This is a genomic window from Alloactinosynnema sp. L-07, assembly GCF_900070365.1.
Classification (GTDB): domain Bacteria; phylum Actinomycetota; class Actinomycetes; order Mycobacteriales; family Pseudonocardiaceae; genus Actinokineospora.
The window spans coordinates 2,259,976-2,278,167 of the sequence record NZ_LN850107.1; the positions used below are offsets into that span (position 1 = coordinate 2,259,976).

Genomic DNA, 18,192 nt, shown 5'->3' on the forward strand with positions numbered 1-18,192 from the left:
CGCGGGGTACCCCGTGCGGCGGTTTCGCATTCCGGTCAGGGCTCGCGCATCAGCACGGACAGGTAGGTGCGGGCGAACCGGCGGACCTCGTCGTCGTCGGCCAGCGGGATACAGCTCTGCGGGGTCAGGGTGAACGAGATCGCCAGCCGGATGAAGATCTCCGCGACCCCCGCCGGGACCCGGCCGCCGACCGGGCGCAGCGCACCGGCGACCTGTTCGCCCTGGTGGACCAGGAAGTCGCGGGACGCGGCGACCACGGCGTAGCCGTTGACCGTCAGGTAGGGCAGCAGCGCCTCGGGGTCGCTGGCCAGCAAGCGGTTCATCAGCCGGTCGGCCCGTGCCGACCGGACGCCGACCACGAACCCCTCGACCAGTCGTTCCTCCACAGTGGACAGATCGGCGACGGCGGCGGCGACCTCGGCGTAGAACCGGCGCGCCTCCCGCACCAGGACGGCCTGCACCAGCGAGTCCTTGGTGTCGAACCGCCGGTACAGGGTCGCGCGGGACACGCCCGCGCGTTTGGCCACGGTCTCCACGCTGGTCCGGCGCAGCCCATATGCGAGCAGCTCCTCAAGGGCGGCGTCGAGGATGGTTTCGCCGACCGCGTCCACCTCGGTCCCGGCGAGCACGAGGTCGAGAAGTCCGCCGTGGTCGGTCACACCGCGAGCTTACGGTGGCCGCGCGGACCCACGCCGGTCCGCCGATATCCCGCGCGCGCCCCGGGAGCCGTGCGCACCGACCGCGGCAGCAACGGGAACGTCGTGCGGATCGCGCGCTGGACACGGACGAACCGCCGTTCGTCGCGGTCGGACCAGCGCTCCCCGATCAGCTCCCGCACCGGCTCGGGCAGGGTCCCCACGGCGAGCCACCACAGCGGTTTGGCACTGGGCTTGCGCACCAGGCGGTACAGCGCGGGCGGGATCATCGGGAACGTCTCGGGCGGGTTCTTGCTGAATTCCAGCAGGCCGCGCGCGGCCGGGGTGATCTCCAGGTCCTCGCGGCACACCCGGTCGAAGTACTCCTGGAAGGACGGCCAGTCCGGCGGCATGACCCGGTCGCTGACCCCGTAGGCGCGGTAGATGGCACAGCCCTCGGCGTAGAGACGGTCCTTCTCGGCGTCGGTCATCGGGTGGTCGAACAGGTCGATCAGCTGGAAGAGGCTGTCGAAGATCGTGGCGTGCGCCCAGAAGTACACCTCGGGATCGAGGGCGTGGTAGCGCCTGCCGTGACCGTCGACGCCCTTGATGTGGGTGTGATAGTCGCGGATCTTGCGTGCGGTCTTCGCGCCGTTCGGCCAGTCGAACGTCGTGCCCTGGATCTGCGGCACCGAACGCAGGACTCGCTCCCATGGCTCGTTGAAGAAGTCGGAGTGCTGTTCGACGCCCGCGCCGAGGCCGGGGTGCATGAGCTGGAGCAGACCCGCCTTCACCATCAGCAGGTATCCACGGCGGTCACCGCCGTAGCGCCAGTGCAGGGAACCGGGTCCGGGCAGGTCGTCGACCAAGGTCATGAACTGATGATACAGATTCGTCTCTTTGTTTCAAGGCGCGAACGCGGGCCTGACCCGGCGGGCGTCGAGGGGCCCGCCGGGTCAAGCACGCGACCGGATCCACTCCAGTGCGGATTCGGCGTCGGTGAGGATCGAGAGGTGTCCGTCCTGCGGGGAGAACCGCAGTTCGGCGATCGGGCAGTGGTCGGCCAGCCAGCGGCTGTGGGAGGCGGGTACCACTCGATCTTTGCCGCCGTGCGACAGCAGGATCGGCGCGGTGACCCGGGTCGGGTCGAAGCCCCACGGCGTGACGTAGGCGATGTCGTCGGCGATCAGGCCGCCCGGTCCGGCCGCCAGCGCGGGCCGGAGGACCTCGCGCAGCCACGACCACTCGCCGGTCAGGGCGGCGGTGTCAGCCTCGGTGAACTCCGGGTCGTACCCGGCGCCGGAGGTCTCGTATGCCTCTTTCACAGCGGGGCCCTGCTCGGCGGCGCGCAGGGAGTCGACGCCGGTGGGCACCATGCCCGCGTACCAGTCGAGTCCGGCGGCGCCGAACGGCGCGAGGCCCGCCACACTCACCACACTCAGCACGCGCTCGGGCAACATACCCGCGCAGGCCAGGGCGTGCGGGCCGCCGCCGGAGTGGCCCATCACCGCGAACCGCCCGATCCCCAACTCGTCGGCGATGGCGGCTGCGCACTGGGCCGCCGAGGCGATGTCGCGGCCGCGCAGTTCCGTCGAGCCGCCGTAGCCGGGCCGGTCGAAGGACACCCAGCGGATCCCGAGCCGCTCCGCGGCGGGAAACAGTGGAGCCGGGGGCGTGCCGATGTTCGGGGTGCCGTGGTGCCAGAAGACGGCGAGCCGATCGTCGCCGCCGGTGTCGTAGGCGTGCAGGACACGGCCGTCGTCCAGTTTGAGATCGAACTCGGTAAGCACCCGACGGACGCTACCAACCGCGACCGACACTCAGGCCAATTCGAGCGCGGTCATGCGGTGATAGGTGAAGCCGAGCCGCTCGTAGATCCGGATCGCGGTGGCGTTGTTCTGGTAGACCATCAGCGCGCACGTGCCGTGTTCGGCGACGAGTTCGTCGCGCAGGAACGCACAGACGGCACCGGACGCGCCCCGGCCGCGGTGATCCGGGTGGGTCGCGACCCCCGCCATGAACCCGACGGCGGGCGAGGGCCAGCAGTCCCCGGCGACCGAGATCAGCGTGTCGCCGTCGAACTGGCCCGCCCAGCGGCGGGTGCCGGGTTCACCAGGCATGACCCAGGAGTCCGGGTTGGCCGCGCGCACCAGCGCGTCTGCTTGGTCGAGTTCGGTGTCGGTAAGCCAGCGGGGACCGGTCGGCGGTCGCGGGGACGGCGTCGAGGTGGTCATCCAGCCGAAGATCGCCAGGTCGACCACCCGCGGGTCGAGGTCGCGCATCCGGTCGACAAGCTCCGTTGCCGCCACGGGGATCGGCGGGCCGGGCAGGTCGGCGGTCAGGGCGGCGAGCAGCTTGAGCGCCGGTTCGGGCGGTCCGGCCAGCAGGATCCGGTCGCGCCGGTACAGGCCGGGGCTGTGGACCGCGGTCGCGCCGTCGAGGGTCCACGCGCCGCCGCCGGGATACAGATACCCGGGGGCGAGCGACTGTGCGCCCCAGTTGATCAGCGGGTCGTCGGTGGCGGCGGCGACGTCGGCCGGGGTCCTGAGCTGGTGCACTGGCCGATTCCACCGCATCGCCCGCGGCCGGGACAACCGGGTTACGCCGCGCCGAGGACCAGGCCGCTCGTCGGCACCCCGGTGCCCGCGGTGACCACGACGTTGGTCACCGAGTCCGGCTGGTTGACCGACGTGCCGCGCACCAGCCGCACCGCCTCGGCGATGCCGTTCATGCCGTGCAGGTAGGCCTCGCCGAGTTGGCCGCCGTGGGTGTTCATGGGCAGCTTCCCGCCCAGCTCCAGGTTGCCGTCGGCGATGAAGTGTCGGGCCTCGCCGCGGTCGCAGAACCCGAGTTCCTCCAGCTGCGGCAGGACGAACGGGGTGAAGTGGTCATAGAGGATGGCGGCCTGCATGTCCCGCGGCCGCAGTCCGCTCTGTGCCCACAGCTGGTCGCCGACCAGGCCGATCTCGGGGATGCCCGTGATCGATGGCCGGTAGTAGGAGGTCATCATGTGCTGGTCGACGCCGGAGCCTTGGGCGGCGCCGAGCACATAGGCGGGCGGATTCGGCAGGTCCCTGGCCCGCTCGGCCGACACCACCACGACGGCCTGGCCGCCGTCGGTCTCCTGGCAGCAGTCGAGCAGGTGCAGGGGTTCGGCGATCCAGCGCGACGCCTGGTGGTCGGCCAGGGTGATCGGCCTGCCGTGGAACCACGCGTTGGGGTTGGTGGCGGCGTGCTTGCGGTCGACCACCGCGACCCGGCCGAAGTCCTCCGAGGTCGCGCCGTACTCGTGCATGTAGCGGCGGGCGAACATGGCGACCCACTTCGCGGGGGTGGACAGCCCGAACGGCGTGAGCCAGCTGTAGGCGGCCCGGTCGGCGCTGGTCTGCAGTGGACGGTCGGCCGTGCCCAGCCCGTAGCGCTCCCCCGACCGCTCGTTGAACGCCCGCCAGCACACCACCACCTCGGCCAGACCCGCGGTGATCGCGGCTACCGCGTGGGCCACCGTGCCGCACGCCGCGCCGCCGCCGTGCGGCACGCGGGAGAAGAACCTCAGCTCGCCGATCCCGGTGTCCCGGGCGATGTGGATCTCCGAGCTGGACTCGGCGCTGAACGTCACCATCCCGTCCACATCGGACGGACGCAGGCCCGCGTCGGCGATGGCGGCGAGCACGGCCTCGCAGGCCAGCCGCAACTCGCTGCGGCCGGACGCCTTGGAGAACTCGGTGGCGCCGATGCCCGCGATGGCGGTGGAGGCACGCATGTCAGGCCCCCTCGGGAAGCTCGACGACGACGGTCCCGGTGACGTGCGCGCCGATGCTGTTGTCGCCGCGCACCGCGACCTCGACCCTGCCGCCGTCCACGGCGGTGACCTGGCCGGTCAAGGTCATGGTGTCGCCGGGATAGTTGGGGGCGCCCAGCCTGATCTTGATCTTGCGGACGACCGCGGCCGGTCCGGCCCACGAGGTGACGAAACGGTCGATCAGGCCGTCGGTGGTGAGGATGTTCATGAAGATGTCCTTGGACCCGCGCTCGGCGGCGAGGTCGGGGTCGTGGTGGACGTCCTGGTAGTCGCGGCTCGCGATCGCCGTGGCGACGATCAGCGTGCGGGTCAGCGGGATGACCAGGTCGGGCAGGCGGTCGCCGACGATCATGACCACACGTCCTCTCCGGCGAGGACGTCGCCGAGTTCGTCGAGCGCGGCCCCCGAACCACCCAGGGTGCTCGCCAACTGCTTGCCCCACAGGAAGTAGCGGTGCACCGGGTAGTCCACATCGACGCCGATGCCGCCGTGGACGTGCTGCACCCGGTGCACGACGTCGAGACCGGCCTGCGCGCACCACCACTTGGCGACCAGCACCGCCTTGGCGTCCTCTGGCCGGGTCATCGCCTGCCACAGCGTCACCCGCATGGCGTCGATGTCGATCTGGCAGTCGGCCAGGTGGTGTTGCAGGGACTGGAAGGTGGCCAGCGGCCTGCCGAACTGGTGGCGGCCGCTGGTGTAGTCGGCGGCCAGCCGCAGCGCGCCCTCGGCGACGCCGAGTTGGACGGCGGCGAGCGCGACCGCGGTCAGGTCGCGGGCCGCGGCGAGCGCGCCGGGCGCAAGGGGCTGGGCGGGCGCGTCGGTCAGGGTGAGGGTGCCCGCGCGGTCGAGGCTCGTCGTCTCGACGGGCTCCCACGCGCCTGCCGAGGCGGGGACCAGGAACAACTCGCCCGCCGAGACAAGGACCCAGTCGGCGCCCCACGGTGCCGGGACGACGGCTTTGGTGCCGGTCAGCCGCCAGCCGTCGCCGTCCGGGACCGCTTCGCAGGGCGGGTCGCCGTCGAAGTCCTCCAACGCCAAGGCGACCCGCAGGGACCCGTCCGCGACGCCGGGCAGCAGGTCGGCCCGCTGCCGGTGCGTGCCGTGGCCCGCGATGACCAGGCCCGCGACACCCGCCGACCACAGCGGGATCGGCGCGACCCGCCGCCCCTGTTCGGTGAGCAGCACGCAGAGCCCTGGCAGGCCGAGACCGCCGTGCTCCGGTGGCAGCGCGGCACCGAGCAGGCCCGCTTTGCGCACCTCGTCCCAGAGCGCGTCATCGACGCGGCTGTCAGTGGCCTCGACTTCGCGCAGTCGGTCCGGGGTGGCCTTGTCGGTGAAGATCGCGGCGGCCAGGTCCTGAACCGACCGCAGGTCCTCGTCGAGGTGGAAGTCCATCAGCGCTCCTGGGCGGGACGGAAGACCGGCAGGGTGAGGTCGGCGTCGGCGTCGAGCCAGTCCAGGACCAGCGGCATGCCGATGGCGACGTCGGCGGCGTCGACGCCGACCAGGTTGGTGACCAGCCGGGTGCCTTCGGCGAGGTCGACCACGGCGATCAGCAGCGGGTAGTCGAACGCCGGGTGCTTGGGATGATGTGCGACCACGAAGCTGTGCAGGGTGGCCCGCCCGGAGGCTTCGACGGTGTCCCAGGCGAAGGACTGGCAGTGCGGACAGCACGGTCCGGGCGGATGGCGCAGGGTCGCGCAGTCGGCGCAGCGCTGGATGACAAGCCGGTGGGCGTTGGCGGCCTCGAACCAGAACTGGTTGTCGAGGTTGATCGCGGGCCGCGGCCTGGGCGCGGTGGCTTGCTTGGGCCGGAACCGCAGGATCCGCCACCGCTGGGTGGCCACGACCTCGCTGTCGGCGTCGCGGTAGGTCCGCATCGACGTGACGAACCGGCCCGCGCCCAGCGCGGTGGTCTTCTCCGGAGAGATCGACTCGACCACCTCCTCGGCGCTGACGTGGTCGCCGGGTCGCAGCTCGCGGACGAAGTCGAAGTCGGAGTCGGTGGCCACGACCGAGGTGTAGCCGCCCTCGGCGAGCAGGGCGGTCAGGTCCTGGGCCGGGCCCGCCCCGGCCGGGTCCATCGAGGCCGCGTAGCCGCGCATGGTCCACGCCTGGGCCATCGACGCGGGCGCGACGACGCCCGGCCTGCCGGTGGCCTTGGCCGCGTCGTCGGCCAGGTAGATCGGGTTCGGGTCGCCCATGGCCTCGACCCAGTGCCGGATCATGGGGATGTTGACCGGGTCCTGGCCGGGGGTGCGCGGGGTGATGGTTCGGCCGACGAATGCCTGAAGGCGGTCCTCGTAGGTCACTTGGCCCTCCCGAGCCGGGGCAGGCCGAGTCCCTGGGTGGCGACCATGTCGCGCAGGACGTCGTTGACCCCGCCGCCGAAGGTGTTGACGATGCCTTGCCGCGACAGCTGCTCGACCTGGCCGCCGAGGACCGCTCCCGGCGATCCGGGACGGACGCGGCCCGCGGCGCCGAGGATCTGGGTCAGCGTGCGCTGCAAATCGATGTGGGTCTCGGTGCCGTAGGTCTTGGCTGCCCCGGCGGTGGCGCCGGTGATGGTGTCCTCGGCGACGGCCGCGGTCATCCGCCAGTTCATCAGCCGCATCGCGTCGAGCTTGGCGTAGGTGCGGGCGAACTCGTGGCGCACCCAGGGGCGTTCGATGACGCCGGTGTCCTTGGCCCAGGCCAGCACCCGCTCCCACAGCTGGATCATCCGCCCGCCGAGCGCGGCCAGGCCGACGCGCTCGTGGTTGAGCTGGGCGGTGATCAGCGCCCAACCGCCGTCGACCGGGCCGACCACGTTGGCGGCCGGGACCCGGATGCCGGTGTAGTAGGTGGCGGTGACGGTCATCCCGCCGACTGTCCTGATCGGACTCCACGAGAAGCCGGGGTCGGCACATGGGACGATCACGATGGAGATGCCCTGGTGCTTGGGTGCGTCCGGGTTGGTGCGGGCGGCGAGCCAGACGTAGTCGGCGGTGTTGCCGCCGGTGGTGAAGACCTTGCTCCCGTCGATGACGAACTCGTCGCCGTCGCGCACCGCGCGGGTGCGCAGCGAGGCCAGGTCGGTGCCCGCCTCTGGCTCGGTGTAGCCGATGGCGAAGACGATGTCGCCGCGCAGAATGCCCGGCAGGTAGCGGTGTTTCTGCTCGTCGGTGCCGAAACGCATGAGGGTCGGGCCGACGGTGTTGACGGTGACGAACGGGAACGGCAGGCCCGCGCGCTGGACCTCGTCGAAGAACACGTACTGCTCCTCGATCGAACGCCCCTGGCCGCCGTACTCCGTCGGCCAGCCGACCCCCAGCCAGCCGTCGCGGCCGAGTAGGCGCACGACCTCACGGAATCGGTCGCCGCCCGCGCCGCCCTCACCGGCGTCACGGCGTTCGTCTTCGGGGAGCAGTTCGGCGAAGTAGGCCCGCAGTTCTTGGCGGAGCGCACGCTGGGCGCCGGTCTCACGCAGGTCCATGGGGGTCAGTCCAACACGCGAGTAGACACGTGTCAATCACGCGTATAGCGAACCGTCTACTATGCTGGGCGCATGGAACACCGAGTCGTGCAGCGGGTGCTCTCCCCCGCCCGGGCCGCCACCCGCGACCGGCTGATCGAGGCCGCCATCGCCCTGGCCACCGAGGGCGGCTACGACGCGGTCGGCATCCGGGCCGTGGCGGCCGCGGCCGAGGTCTCGGTGCCCACCGCCTACCAGCACGTGAGCTCGAAGGACCAACTGCTGATCGAGGCCCTGATGACACTGGGCACCCGCTCGACCGAGGCACTGCGCAAGCGCAAGCCGCGCGGCGACGGCCCAGGCGACCGCGTCAGCCGCGTCTTCACCAACATCCTGCGCCAGGCCGCGCGGAAACCCCTGCTCTACCGCGCGCTCTACCGGGCCTATGTGGCCGGCGGCGCCGAGCTGGCCGCGCTGGACGGCCAAGTCGGCTACGGCCCCGAACGCGCGACCTGGATCGGCGAGACCCTGCGCGCGGGCGACCTCGGCGGCCACACCCAGGACGACCTCGACGCCGTCGCGGCCGTCCTGAGCTGCCTGTTCCTCGGCGCCATGGTCGGCGTCACCACCGGCCGCGCACCCGCCGAGATCATCACCATCCTGGACGAGGCGGTCCGCAGACTGCTGCCGCTGCCCGCGAAGGCAGCACCAGCGTAAGTACAGCTAGGGCGTGTGGAGGACTTCAGCGCCGTCCTCGATGGTGATCGTCCCCGCGGTGAGCGGTCGCGGCAACAGTACGTGGTAGGTGACGCCGGTGCTGGTGGCCTCACTGTGGACCAGGGTGAGACCGGACGGGGTGGCGCCCTCGGGGAACAGGCGCTTGCCCATACCCAGCACCACGGGGAACACCAGCACCCGGTACTCGTCGACCAGGCCCGCGTCATGCAGAGTGCGCACCAACCGCCAGCTGCCGTGCACCTGCAACTCTCGACCCGGCCGATCCTTGAGCGCGGCGACCGCGGCCACCACATCCGAGGCGATCACGGTCGTGTTGTTCCAGGCCGGATCGGTCAACGTCGTCGACACGACATGTTTGGGAAGCATGTTCAGCTTCGTGGCCACCACGTTGTCCGGCTCGGTGATCTGGCTCCAGAAGGGGTACATCATGTCGTAGGTGGACCGGCCAAGCAGGATCTCGTCGGCGTGGCCGAACCAGTGGTCCACGACGCGGCCGAAGTCGTCGTCGACGTGCGGGACCAGCCAGCCGCCGAGGGTGAACCCACCGCTGGGATCCTCCTCCGGGGCGCCCGGGCCCTGCATGACACCGTCGAAGGACACGAAGGTGTGGACGGTGAGCTTAATCGTCTGGCCTCTTTCCTGTCGCGGACGTCGGCGGACACGGCAGGCCGTCGGTCCCCATGACTGGGAGCCTAGGCCGCGATGCCTGCCGTCGCCGTTACTTTGGTCGAACTGGCGACTGATCCCCGGCCGCGTCCACGCGTGGTCCGCGCCGGGCTGAGCACACTCCACGGGATGACCAGCAGCTTCGGGACCTCATTGCCCTTCGCGCGGAGCCCGGCGGGTCGACTCAGCATGTCCTCAGAGGATCCGCCATGCTACGGGCATGAGCGAGCTTGCGAGCGAATCCTCGACACAGTGCCTTCGCGAGTGGAGCCACCGAGCCTGTGAGGTGGCCAAGTGAGTGCTTCGCCCGAACTGGCGATCCCGGCCGCCATCGAGAGCCCCGTGCAGCCGAAACAGCCGACCAGCGGCCTGGCCCGCTGGCTGTTCCGCCACCACGTCGCCCCAGTCGGCCCGGAGACCGAGGAAGGGCACGCCAAGCCGCAGTCCTGGTGGAAGGTCATGTGCCTGACCGGCGTGGACTACTTCTCCACCCTGTCGTACCTGCCCGCCATCGCCGCGCTCGCCGCCGGGGCGCTCTCCCCGCTGGCGACGCTGCTGATCGTGGCGCTGACGCTGTTCGGGATGCTGCCGATGTATCGGCGGGTGGCCAAGGAGAGCCCGCACGGGCAAGGGTCCGTGTCGATGCTGGAGAACCTGCTCCCGTTCTGGCGGGGCAAGCTGTTCGTCTTGGCGCTGCTCGGCTTCGTGGCCACCTCGTGGATCATCACCATCACGCTGTCGGCGGCCGACGCGAGCGTGCACATGGTGGAGAATCCGAGCTTCCCCGGCTTCCTGCACGGCAACGAGGTGACGATCACCGTCATCCTGCTGCTCATCCTCGGCGCGGTGTTCCTGCTGGGCTTCAGCGAGGCCGTCGGCGTCGCGATCCCGCTGGTCGCGGTCTTCCTGCTGCTCAACGCCGTCATCGTCGGCGCGGGCGTGGTCGAGCTGTTCGACAACCCGGAGGCACTGTCCCGCTGGACCGACGCGCTCACCGAGGGTCGCGGCGGTCTGATGGACGTCGTCTGGCCCGCTGTGGTCGCGTTCCCGCTGCTGGTGCTCGGTTTGTCCGGTTTCGAGACCGGCGTGAGCATGATGCCGCTGGTCGCCGCCGAGGGGAAGACCCCGGAGGAACGGCTCAACGACCGCATCCGCAACACCCGCAAGCTGCTCACCGTGGCCGCGCTGATCATGTCGGTCTATCTCATCGCGACCAGCTTCGTGACCACCGTGCTCATCCCGGCCAACGAGTTCCAACCGGGCGGCAAGGCCAACGGTCGCGCGATGGCCTACCTGGGCCACGAACAGCTCGGCGGGGTCTTCGGCACCGCCTACGACATCAGCAGCATCCTGATCCTGTGGTTCGCGGGCGCGTCGGCGATGGCCGGTCTGATCAACATCGTGCCCCGCTACCTGCCCTCCTACGGCATGGCGCCCGAATGGAGCCGGTCGGTCCGACCGGTCGTGATCGTCTACACGGTGGTCAGCATCGGCATCACCATCGCCTTCGGCGCCGACGTCAACGCCCAAGCAGGCGCCTACGCCACCGGAATCCTGGCGATGATGGTCTCCGGCGCGTTCGCGGTGACGGTCTCGGCCTTCCGCAGGAAACAGCGCACCGCCACCATCGGTTTTACCGTGCTCACCCTGGTGATGCTCTACGCACTGGTCGAGAACATCATCGAGAAGCCCGACGGCATCGCCATCTCGGCGGCCTTCATCGCGGGCATCCTGGTGATCTCCTTGATCTCCCGGGTCTCCCGCACCACCGAACTGCGGGCCGAGCGCATCGAGTTCGACGAAGCCGCCCGCCGGTTCGTCACCGACACCCTCGCCCACGACAACCGGATCACCCTCATCGCCAACAAACGCCAAGCGGGCGACGCGGCCGAGTACGCGGAGAAGGAGAACGAACAGCGCGGCATGAACCCGGTCCCGGGCACCGCCGACGTGATGTTCCTGGAGATCGACGTCACCGACCCCTCGCAGTTCAGCGGCGTGCTGACGGTGCGCGGCGTCGAGATCGACGGCCACCGCATCCTGCGCGCCGAAAGCCCGGCCGTACCCAACGCCGTCGCCGCGATCCTGTTCGCTTTGCGCGACACCACCGGCGTGCGGCCACACTGCCACTTCGAATGGTCCGAGGGCAGCCCACTGCACCACGTCTTCCGGTACCTGCTGCTCGGCCAGGGCGACACCGCACCAGTCGTCCGCGAGATCCTGCGCAAACACGAACCGGACCCGTCGCTGCGTCCCGGGGTCCACGTGGGCTGACCGCAGGCGGTCAGCCCCGGCCGAACCCGGTGTTACCTGCGGGCAGCGGCTTGCCGCCCGCGTCAAAGGCGGCCAGGCCAGTGGGTTCGTCGGTCGACAGGTCGAACCACCAGATCTTCAACGACCGGTCGACCGACCACTCAGCCTGATGCGCGACAGCTGTCTTGCCCGCGATCTTGGCGGTGATCTTCACGGCCGGACCGACGTAGTAGCCGAACGCGGGGGTGGTGCCGGTCGCGACGCTGGCGCCGTGGAATCCCGGCCCGCGATCAGTCCCATCGGTCTCGTTGGTCGTGTAGCGATAACTGACCGTGCCGTCGGCGGCACGTCGCCCCGCCGTGATGCCGAATCGGCCCTGAGCGAGTTCGTGAACATAGAAGACCAACTCGCCGGACGCGTCGGCCTCGCCGGTGCGGATCATGTCGCCGAGCATCGGCGGGCCTGATGGGTCGGGCGGAGTCGTCGGGACCGTCGTCGGTGTCGGGGTGGGCGTCGAGATCGACGGCGGTGCCCCGACCATGCCAGGATCCGGGGGCCGCAACCAGGAGGCACCCGCCACGGCGATGGCGGTCACCGCCGCGACCGCCGTGACGGAACCAACGACAATCCGGGCCTGGCGACGGCGACGCAGCCGCGTGCCCTCGGCCATCACCCGCTCAAGGTCGACCGGGGCGAACACGACCGGCGGAGATTCCTGCATCGCCGCGCGGAGGCGGTCCAAGTCGGTCATCGCCTGCCTCCGTTCGCGGTGCTGGTCCGCAGTTTGCCCAACGCGCGGGCGTTGGTGCTCTTGACCGTGCCGACCGAGATCCGCAGCTCACTGGCCACATCGGCCTCCGGGAGATCGAAGTAGTGCCGCAGCACCACCACTGACCGCTCACGCGGGGTGAGCCCGTCGAGCATGTCCATGAGCCAGTCCCGTTCCACCACCACGCCCTGCCCGCCCGCGACCGCCTGCTCGGGCACCACCTCGGCCGGGTGCTCGCGCATCGGTCTGCGCCAGCGGTCGATGACGTGGTTGACCATGGTCTTGCGGGTGTAGGCGTACGGGTCCTGGTCGCGGATGCGTGACCAGGCCGCGTAGCTGCGGGCCAACGCGGTCTGCACGATGTCCTCCGCCTGGTGCCGGTCGCTGGTCAACAGGTAGGCGGCGTGCAGCAGCCTGCCGGACGCGGCTCGCACGAACTCGACGAACTCCGTGTCACCTCGCGCCATGCGAATCCCCCATGTCCTGTCCTGACGAGCGGGGCGCCGGAAAAGTTGCGTGGTTCGCGAAGAACTTTCCCGGGGGTGTGGCCCGTCTTCTCCGCCGCAAGCCATTCCAGCCGAACAGGGGTAAACCACATGTCAGGACTGAACCGGCGCTGGGCCGTCACCGCGGTCGCCATCGGGGCCGCGGCCATCGCCACCTCGGGGGTCGCGATGGCCACCGCGGGCGCCGAACCGGACGTCGCCGTGGTCGCGGCCGCCCACGGGCAGCCCACCGCCACGCCGACCAACACCTCGCCGACGCCCATCCCGACGACGGCGACCAAGCCCGCGCGTCCAGGGAAGCCCACGGCGCCCGCCGAGCCGGAGCACGTTTTCCTGGGCGAGCCGGTGAAGACCGGGGTGCGGGGACCGGGCGGCGAGTTGGTGTTCCGCTTCACCAAGGTCGACGTCGCGCAGCTGCCGGGTGTCCACTTCGGTCTGCTCGCGGGCCGCACCAACGCCCAGGGCGTGTTCGACGGCATCTACTCGACCAATGAGACCGAGGGCTCCGACAAGGCCCCCGGCTTCCACGGCGCCAGCGTCGCGTTCGAGACCGGCCGCATCCCGGCCTTCGGCTACTACTCGGGCCCGGCGGCGAAGATCACCGCCAAGATCGGCGGCAACACCGTCCAGGCCCACCAGGCCGACTGGAGCGAGGACGCCTCGATCAAGGTCTGGTGGTTCGACTACTCCACGACCGAGCCGTCGAACCTGGCCGCCTTCGACGCGGCGGGCAAGCCCCTGCCGCTGGGCAACAACCAGTTCGGTCGGGGCTGACCGACATGGTGCCGGGGCCCGCGCGGGCCCCGGCACCACGGTTCATCGGGTAAGGCAGGGGGCCGGGGCGGATGCAGGGTCCGCCCCAGCCACCCAGGTCTCAGCAGGCTTCGTCGAGCCGCTTGCGGTGATCGTCGTCCAGGACCAGGTCGAGCGCGCCGAGGCACTCGTCAAGTTGCTCGATCGAGCTGGCGCTGAAGATCGGGATCAGCGGGGTGTCGCCGCCGAGGATCCAGGCCAGCACGACTTGGTTGGGCGTCGCGCCGGTTTCCGCCACCACCTCGTCCAGGACTTCCAGCCGCCGCCAGTTCGACGCGTGGTCGTAGTCGGTGCCCGGCACCTCCAGCCGCCGCCAGCTCGACACGGCGTCGGTCGGCAGCTCGCGCGGCTGGGCGCGGCGGGCGTAGTAGCCCGCGAACAGCGGTGAGTACGCGGTGACGGTGACATCGGGATTGGTGGCCGCGTAGTCGGCGATCTCGTCGCTGACGATGTGCAGCTGCCGGGTCCGGGCGCGCGGCACGAGGTAGGTGTGCGCCTGCTGCACACAGGTGTACGGCGCCCAGCCGTTGTGGGCGGCGATCTGGCGGGCCTGTTCGAGCCGCCAGCCTGCGAGGTTGCCGCCGCCGATCACCCCCGCCGTCCCGGCCGCGGCCAGCTCGGCGAACGCGCCGACTGTCTCCTCCAATGCCACTGGTTGTAGTTGTTCGAGGTGTCGAGGAAGGTGCCGCCCGCGTCGCGGAAGCGGTCGAGGATCGCGAACGAGGTCGCCTCGTCGGTGCGGGTGCCGAAGTTCATCGTCCCCAGGCACAGGCGGCTGACCTCCAGCCGCAGGCGGTCGTCGCCGATGGTGCGTCGCAACATGACATCACCCTAGGCGGCGGCCCTCTCCCAAAGTCCCCCAAAACTTTCTCGTGGAGCTCTGTCGATTTCACCCCGGGCCGATCGACGGATAGGTGAGCGCAACAGATGTATCCCCACAGACTCGGTGCCCGCCTGGCGATCCCAGGCGGGCGCCGCTCCACTAACTGCCGACCTGCCAGGACCGCCAAAGCTCGGCATAGGCGCCGCCCGCGGCGACGAGTTCGTCGTGGGTGCCCAGTTCGGTGATCCGACCGGACTCGACCACGGCCACCCGGTCGGCGTCGTGGGCGGTGTGCAGGCGGTGGGCGATCGCGATCACCGTGCGGCCGTCGAGGACGGCGCCGAGGGAGCGTTCGGTGTGCCGGGCCGTCGTCGGGTCGAGCAGGGCCATTGCCTCGTCGAGGATCACCGTGTGCGGATCGGCCAGGACGACCCTGGCCAGCGCCAGTTGCTGGGACCGGGCGGCGTCGAGGTGCAGGCCGCCCGCGCCGAGTCGGGTGTCCAGCGGCAGTTCCAGCGCCCAGTCCGCGTCGACGGCGGCCAGCGCGGCCCGCAGGTCGGCGGTCGTGGCGTCGGGGGCGGCCATGGTCAGGTTCTCGCGCAGGGAGCCGATGAAGACGTGGTGTTCCTGGGTGACCAGCACGATCCGCCTGCTCAGCTCCTCGACCGGCAGGTCGGCCACCGCGACCCCGCCCACCCGCACCGTGCCGGACCGCGGAATGTCCATTCCGGACAGCAGGCGGCCGAGGGTGGACTTGCCCGCGCCCGACGGCCCGACGATCGCCAGGCGCTCCCCCGGCCGGACGGTCAGATCGACGTCGCGCAGTACGTCGTGGCCGTCGACGTAGGCGAAGGACACGTCGCGGACCTCGATGCGGTCGTCGGCGGGCGCGGCGGTGGCGGCTTCGCGCGGGTCGCTCACGCAGCCGACCCCGGCGACCCTGGCGAACGACGCGGCGCCGCTCTGCAGTGCCTCCAGGAACATCAGCACGCGGTCGAGCGGCTCGACCAGCTGCCACATGTAGAGGCTGCCCGCGGCGACCGCGCCCAGCGACACCCAGCCGTCCAGATAGGACAGTCCGCCGATCAGCAGGATCGCCGCCATCGGCAGGGCGTGGGAGGTCTCCGACACCGGGAACAGGACCAGCCGCAGCCCCAGTGTCCGCATCCGCGCGCCGAAGGCGACGTCGACCGTGGCGTCGGCGTGGCGCACGCGGGCCGCGCCGAGGTTGAGCGCCTCGACGGTCCTCGCGCCCTCGGCGGTGGCCGCGATGCTGTCGGCGACGCTCGAACTCGCCGCGCCCTCGGCGAGGTAGGCGTCGCGGGCCCGCAGCAGATACCACCGCGCCGCCCACATGATCAGCGGCAGGCCGACGAGCGCGCACAGGCCGAGCAGCGGGTGCAGCACGAACACCGCGATGAAGATGAACGTCACCTGGATGCTGCCCACGACGACGACCGGAACCCCGTCCCGCAGCGCCGTGCCGACCATGCCGACGTCACCGGACGCGCGGGTGGCCAGGTCACCGGTGCCCGCGCGCTCGACCACGCGGGTCGGCAACGCCAGCGTGTCGGTGACGAAGTCCTCCCGCAGCCGCGCCAGTGTCCGTTCGCCGAACCGGTAGGCCGCGTTGGCGGCGATCCGGGTGAGCAACAGGTAGGCGACGGCGCACCCGGCGACCGCGAGCGCGAGCGCGTCGATCGCGTCGGTGGTGGCGGTGCCCTGCTCGACGCGGTCGATGATGCGGCCGAGGAGGAAAGGGCCGCCGAGTCCGGCCACCGCGGACAGGCAGGTCAGCAGGATGATCCCGACCATGGACCGCCAGTCGGCCATGATCAGCCGCCCGGCGGCCCGCCGGACGGTCTGTCGATCCGCGATCGGCAGCTTCATCGGGCGGACACCTCTTCGCCGCGGAATACCAGGTCGCGGTAGCCGGGATGCTCGGCGAGCAGGTCGGTGTGCCGTCCCATTGCCGCCACCCGGCCGCCGACGAGGTAGGCCACCTCGTCGGCGACGTCCAGCACCAGCGGTGACGTGCTCACCAGCACTGTCGCGCGACCCGCGCGGGCCGCGCGCAGGCGGTGTGCGATCACCGCCTCGGTGTTCGAGTCGACCGCCGAGGTCGGCTCGACCAGCAGCAGCACCTCCGGGTCGGCCAGCAGCGCCCGGACCAGCCGGATTCGCTGGCGCTGGCCCCCGGACAGGTCCCGGCCCTGGGCCTGCACCTCGCTGTCCAAGCCGTCGGCGAGTGCGTCGACGATGTCGTGTGCGTTGGCCACGCGCAGCGCGGCGTCGGTCGCCGAGTCGTCCGCTGGGGCACCGATCACCGCGCGCAGCGGCCCGGCGAACAGGTACGCGTCGTTGTCGCTGACCATGACCCGGCGCCGGACCTCGGCCAGCGCGACCGCGGCGAGCGGCACCTCACCCCAGGTCACGTCGGACTCGGCGTAGCGGCCGAGGCGGTCGACGACGGCGATGGCCGCGGCCGGATCGTCGGTGGCCACGGCGATCAATCGGCCGGGGGCGACGACCAGGCCCGAAGCCGGGTCGCGCAGCGGCGCGGGGCCCGCCGGGCCGGGCTTGCCGGTGGCGTCCTCGACGTCGGGGGTCAGCGTCAGGATCCCGAGCACCCGCTCGGCCGACACAAGCGCCCTGGCCACGGCGTCGGTGTCGTCGATCAGGAACGACACCGGCACGACCAGCACCGCGACATACCCGTAGACCGCGACCATCTCCCCGATCGTGATGGTGCCCGCGGCCGCCATCCGCGCCGAGATCCACACGACGGCGGCGAGGAACAGCATCGGCAGGAACGCCCCGGCCGCCTGCGCCCAGCTGGCCACCCCGCCGACCCGGTAGCCCTCCTTGAGCAGTGCGCGCGATCCGCGCCGGTAGTTCGCCGCGAACGTGGCCTTGCCGCCGATGCCGCACAGCACGCGCAGTCCTGCCACGATGTCGGCGGCCCGCGCGGTCAGCTCACCCTGCCGGGTTCGGTACTCGGCCTCGACCCGCCGCAGCCGGGCCAGCAGCGGGCCGATGACCACGCACAGCACCGGCACCCCGACCACGACCACCGTGGCCAGGAGGGTGGAGATAGTGAACAGCAGCACGGCGGTGGCCGTGTAGGCGATGATCGCGCCGACGCCCGGCCCGGCCATGGTCAGCGCCTGGGCGATGCGGAACAGGTCGGAGGCGTGGATGGTGGTCAGCTCACCGGTCGACACCCGCCGCGGCAGCGCCGCGCCCAGTTCGACCGACCGGCGGGCGATGACCTGCACCGTCCGATACGCCGCGTCGGTGCGCACGCGCGTCATCGTGCCGTGCCGCAGCGCGCCCAACCCGGCGTTGACCAGACCGCTGACCAGGATGGCGACCGCCCAGAACACCAGCGCGCCGACATCGCGGGCGCGCAGACCGTCGTCGATGGCGCGCGCGACGAGATACGGCGGCACCATGAGTCCGAGCATCCACAGCGTGCCCCACAGGGCGCCGAACGCGACCCGGCCGCGTTGGCTGATCACCAGCCACCACAGGTAGTGCCAAGGCCCCCGCGCGTCCGGCGTACCCGGATCGGCGTGCGGCACCCGCTTGTTCATGTGTGACCCCCCGATCCCATCGTCGTGACTTGAGCCGGCGGGCGTCAAGCGGCTTTGTCATGTCCCGACAACTCTGGAAAAGACGCTGCGCGGTTTCCACACGAATCGCGGTCCGATCACCCGACGGGCTCCGC

The 18,192-nt window shown here is 71.0% G+C and carries 20 protein-coding genes; 3 read left to right on the forward strand and 17 right to left on the reverse strand.

All coding sequences use genetic code 11. The annotated features are described in order from the left end of the window. Positions 1 to 35 precede the first annotated feature (35 nt). The 9 genes from BN1701_RS10165 to BN1701_RS10205 form a co-directional block, all read right to left on the reverse strand. On the reverse strand, positions 36 to 659 hold the full coding sequence (locus BN1701_RS10165) for a TetR/AcrR family transcriptional regulator (RefSeq protein WP_197672079.1): 624 nt from the start codon (positions 657 to 659) through the stop codon (positions 36 to 38). Continuing rightward, positions 656 to 1,510 carry an oxygenase MpaB family protein gene (locus tag BN1701_RS10170; protein ID WP_054047732.1) on the reverse strand — a complete coding sequence of 285 codons (855 nt, stop codon included), beginning with the start codon at positions 1,508 to 1,510 and terminating at the stop codon, positions 656 to 658. The genes BN1701_RS10165 and BN1701_RS10170 overlap by 4 nt, the downstream gene beginning before the upstream one ends. Positions 1,511 to 1,591: 81 nt before the next feature. After that, entirely contained in the window at positions 1,592 to 2,425 is an 834-nt protein-coding gene (locus BN1701_RS10175; RefSeq protein ID WP_054047734.1) for an alpha/beta fold hydrolase, read from the reverse strand. Positions 2,426 to 2,455: 30 nt separating this feature from the next. Further along, positions 2,456 to 3,193, reverse strand: coding sequence for a GNAT family N-acetyltransferase (locus BN1701_RS10180; protein ID WP_054047736.1), 738 nt, complete (start codon positions 3,191 to 3,193; stop codon positions 2,456 to 2,458). A gap of 41 nt (positions 3,194 to 3,234) precedes the next feature. Next, complete coding sequence (locus BN1701_RS10185) at positions 3,235 to 4,398, reverse strand: lipid-transfer protein (protein ID WP_054047739.1); 1,164 nt, start codon at positions 4,396 to 4,398, stop codon at positions 3,235 to 3,237. Between the two features lies 1 nt (position 4,399). Continuing rightward, on the reverse strand, positions 4,400 to 4,789 hold the full coding sequence (locus BN1701_RS10190) for a MaoC family dehydratase (RefSeq protein ID WP_054047741.1): 390 nt from the start codon (positions 4,787 to 4,789) through the stop codon (positions 4,400 to 4,402). Further along, entirely contained in the window at positions 4,786 to 5,835 is a 1,050-nt protein-coding gene (locus BN1701_RS10195) for an acyl-CoA dehydrogenase family protein (protein ID WP_054047743.1), read from the reverse strand. Before BN1701_RS10195 ends, BN1701_RS10190 begins: the two co-directional genes overlap by 4 nt. Continuing rightward, positions 5,835 to 6,752, reverse strand: a complete 918-nt coding sequence (locus BN1701_RS10200; protein ID WP_054047745.1) for a bifunctional MaoC family dehydratase N-terminal/OB-fold nucleic acid binding domain-containing protein — start codon at positions 6,750 to 6,752, stop codon at positions 5,835 to 5,837. The genes BN1701_RS10195 and BN1701_RS10200 overlap by 1 nt, the downstream gene beginning before the upstream one ends. Then, complete coding sequence (locus BN1701_RS10205) at positions 6,749 to 7,915, reverse strand: acyl-CoA dehydrogenase family protein (RefSeq protein WP_054047747.1); 1,167 nt, start codon at positions 7,913 to 7,915, stop codon at positions 6,749 to 6,751. Before BN1701_RS10205 ends, BN1701_RS10200 begins: the two co-directional genes overlap by 4 nt. Before the next feature lie 72 nt (positions 7,916 to 7,987). Between BN1701_RS10205 and BN1701_RS10210 the strand changes: the two genes are divergently transcribed. Continuing rightward, positions 7,988 to 8,611: a TetR/AcrR family transcriptional regulator gene (locus BN1701_RS10210; protein ID WP_054047749.1), complete on the forward strand. Its 624-nt coding sequence runs from the start codon at positions 7,988 to 7,990 to the stop codon at positions 8,609 to 8,611. 6 nt (positions 8,612 to 8,617) lie between these two features. On the opposite strand, the gene BN1701_RS10215 is transcribed toward BN1701_RS10210, so the two are convergent. Both BN1701_RS10215 and BN1701_RS36400 read right to left on the reverse strand, forming a co-directional pair. Next, positions 8,618 to 9,256 carry a dihydrofolate reductase family protein gene (locus BN1701_RS10215; RefSeq protein ID WP_054055748.1) on the reverse strand — a complete coding sequence of 213 codons (639 nt, stop codon included), beginning with the start codon at positions 9,254 to 9,256 and terminating at the stop codon, positions 8,618 to 8,620. Between the two features lie 68 nt (positions 9,257 to 9,324). Continuing rightward, a complete protein-coding gene (locus tag BN1701_RS36400) occupies positions 9,325 to 9,489 on the reverse strand; it encodes a hypothetical protein (protein ID WP_172803156.1) in 165 nt (54 codons plus the stop codon). Between the two features lie 103 nt (positions 9,490 to 9,592). Here BN1701_RS36400 and BN1701_RS10220 point away from each other — a divergent pair, with 103 nt between their 5' ends. Then, the gene (locus BN1701_RS10220; RefSeq protein WP_054047751.1) at positions 9,593 to 11,572 is read left to right on the forward strand and encodes an APC family permease; all 1,980 of its coding nucleotides are present in this window, start codon (positions 9,593 to 9,595) and stop codon (positions 11,570 to 11,572) included. 10 nt (positions 11,573 to 11,582) lie between these two features. On the opposite strand, the gene BN1701_RS10225 is transcribed toward BN1701_RS10220, so the two are convergent. Both BN1701_RS10225 and BN1701_RS10230 read right to left on the reverse strand, forming a co-directional pair. Continuing rightward, on the reverse strand, positions 11,583 to 12,302 hold the full coding sequence (locus BN1701_RS10225; RefSeq protein ID WP_054047753.1) for a hypothetical protein: 720 nt from the start codon (positions 12,300 to 12,302) through the stop codon (positions 11,583 to 11,585). Beyond that, on the reverse strand, positions 12,299 to 12,787 hold the full coding sequence (locus BN1701_RS10230) for a SigE family RNA polymerase sigma factor (RefSeq protein ID WP_054047755.1): 489 nt from the start codon (positions 12,785 to 12,787) through the stop codon (positions 12,299 to 12,301). Before BN1701_RS10230 ends, BN1701_RS10225 begins: the two co-directional genes overlap by 4 nt. A 129-nt stretch (positions 12,788 to 12,916) precedes the next feature. Here BN1701_RS10230 and BN1701_RS10235 point away from each other — a divergent pair, with 129 nt between their 5' ends. Continuing rightward, the gene (locus BN1701_RS10235) at positions 12,917 to 13,600 is read left to right on the forward strand and encodes a hypothetical protein (protein ID WP_054047757.1); all 684 of its coding nucleotides are present in this window, start codon (positions 12,917 to 12,919) and stop codon (positions 13,598 to 13,600) included. Positions 13,601 to 13,700: 100 nt separating this feature from the next. Here the strand turns inward: BN1701_RS10235 and BN1701_RS10240 are convergent, their stop codons facing one another. The 4 genes from BN1701_RS10240 to BN1701_RS10255 form a co-directional block, all read right to left on the reverse strand. Then, positions 13,701 to 14,285, reverse strand: coding sequence for an aldo/keto reductase (locus tag BN1701_RS10240; protein ID WP_054047759.1), 585 nt, complete (start codon positions 14,283 to 14,285; stop codon positions 13,701 to 13,703). Continuing rightward, the gene (locus BN1701_RS36825; RefSeq protein WP_054047761.1) at positions 14,228 to 14,461 is read right to left on the reverse strand and encodes an aldo/keto reductase; all 234 of its coding nucleotides are present in this window, start codon (positions 14,459 to 14,461) and stop codon (positions 14,228 to 14,230) included. The genes BN1701_RS10240 and BN1701_RS36825 overlap by 58 nt, the downstream gene beginning before the upstream one ends. Positions 14,462 to 14,621: 160 nt before the next feature. After that, positions 14,622 to 16,352 (reverse strand): ABC transporter ATP-binding protein, encoded by a 1,731-nt coding sequence (locus tag BN1701_RS10250; RefSeq protein ID WP_054047763.1) that lies wholly within the window; start codon positions 16,350 to 16,352, stop codon positions 14,622 to 14,624. Next, complete coding sequence (locus tag BN1701_RS10255) at positions 16,349 to 18,058, reverse strand: ABC transporter ATP-binding protein (protein WP_054047765.1); 1,710 nt, start codon at positions 18,056 to 18,058, stop codon at positions 16,349 to 16,351. The genes BN1701_RS10250 and BN1701_RS10255 overlap by 4 nt, the downstream gene beginning before the upstream one ends. Between the last annotated feature and the right edge of the window lie 134 nt (positions 18,059 to 18,192).

Excerpts from the sequence above, each read along its gene's own strand:
- BN1701_RS10170 (WP_054047732.1), bottom strand. The coding sequence starts at position 1,510 with ATGACCTTGGTCGACGACCTGCCCGGACCCGGTTCCCTGCACTGGCGC.
- BN1701_RS10185 (WP_054047739.1), bottom strand. The coding sequence starts at position 4,398 with ATGCGTGCCTCCACCGCCATCGCGGGCATCGGCGCCACCGAGTTCTCC.
- BN1701_RS10190 (WP_054047741.1), bottom strand. The coding sequence starts at position 4,789 with ATGATCGTCGGCGACCGCCTGCCCGACCTGGTCATCCCGCTGACCCGC.
- BN1701_RS10195 (WP_054047743.1), bottom strand. The coding sequence starts at position 5,835 with ATGGACTTCCACCTCGACGAGGACCTGCGGTCGGTTCAGGACCTGGCC.
- BN1701_RS10205 (WP_054047747.1), bottom strand. The coding sequence starts at position 7,915 with ATGGACCTGCGTGAGACCGGCGCCCAGCGTGCGCTCCGCCAAGAACTG.
- BN1701_RS10210 (WP_054047749.1), top strand. The coding sequence starts at position 7,988 with ATGGAACACCGAGTCGTGCAGCGGGTGCTCTCCCCCGCCCGGGCCGCC.
- BN1701_RS36400 (WP_172803156.1), bottom strand. The coding sequence starts at position 9,489 with ATGCTGAGTCGACCCGCCGGGCTCCGCGCGAAGGGCAATGAGGTCCCG.
- BN1701_RS10225 (WP_054047753.1), bottom strand. The coding sequence starts at position 12,302 with ATGACCGACTTGGACCGCCTCCGCGCGGCGATGCAGGAATCTCCGCCG.
- BN1701_RS10230 (WP_054047755.1), bottom strand. The coding sequence starts at position 12,787 with ATGGCGCGAGGTGACACGGAGTTCGTCGAGTTCGTGCGAGCCGCGTCC.
- BN1701_RS10235 (WP_054047757.1), top strand. The coding sequence starts at position 12,917 with ATGTCAGGACTGAACCGGCGCTGGGCCGTCACCGCGGTCGCCATCGGG.
- BN1701_RS36825 (WP_054047761.1), bottom strand. The coding sequence starts at position 14,461 with ATGTTGCGACGCACCATCGGCGACGACCGCCTGCGGCTGGAGGTCAGC.
- BN1701_RS10250 (WP_054047763.1), bottom strand. The coding sequence starts at position 16,352 with ATGAAGCTGCCGATCGCGGATCGACAGACCGTCCGGCGGGCCGCCGGG.
- BN1701_RS10255 (WP_054047765.1), bottom strand. The coding sequence starts at position 18,058 with ATGAACAAGCGGGTGCCGCACGCCGATCCGGGTACGCCGGACGCGCGG.